The sequence below is a fragment of the Streptomyces sp. GbtcB7 genome (genome assembly GCF_019091445.1).
Taxonomy (GTDB): Bacteria; Actinomycetota; Actinomycetes; order Streptomycetales; family Streptomycetaceae; genus Streptomyces; species Streptomyces mirabilis.
Genome location: NZ_JAGXJM010000163.1, coordinates 1 through 380, shown reverse-complemented (window position 1 = coordinate 380; position 380 = coordinate 1). Strand labels below are relative to the sequence as shown.

At 64.2% G+C, this 380-nt stretch carries 1 protein-coding gene; it reads right to left on the bottom strand.

What is annotated here, in order from left to right; translation table 11 throughout:
- The coding region (locus KVT44_RS61375; protein ID WP_254651244.1) for an alpha-amylase family glycosyl hydrolase at positions 1–380 on the bottom strand (380 nt) is incomplete at both ends.

Below are 380 nucleotides of genomic sequence, written 5' to 3'. Positions count from 1 at the left end.
CGTACCGCCATGAAGATCCGCGGCATGACGGGGAAGTGGAACGCCATGTGGCACTCGTCGCCGCCGGAGGGGAAGTCACCGAAGTAGTCGACGACGTCCTCGGGCCACTGGTTCGCCTCCGCCAGCAACACCGTGTCCGGGTACTGGGAGTCGATCTCCTTGCGGACCCTTTTCAGGAACTCGTGCGTGGCGGGGAGGTTTTCGCAGTCGGTTCCCTCGACCTGGTAGAGGTACGGCACCGCGTCGAGGCGGAATCCGTCGATTCCGAGGTCCAGCCAGAAGCGGAGGGCCGCGAGGATCTCTTCCTGGACGGCGGGGTTCTCGTAGTTGAGGTCGGGCTGGTGGGAGAAGAAGCGGTGCCAGAAGTACTGCTTGCGGAC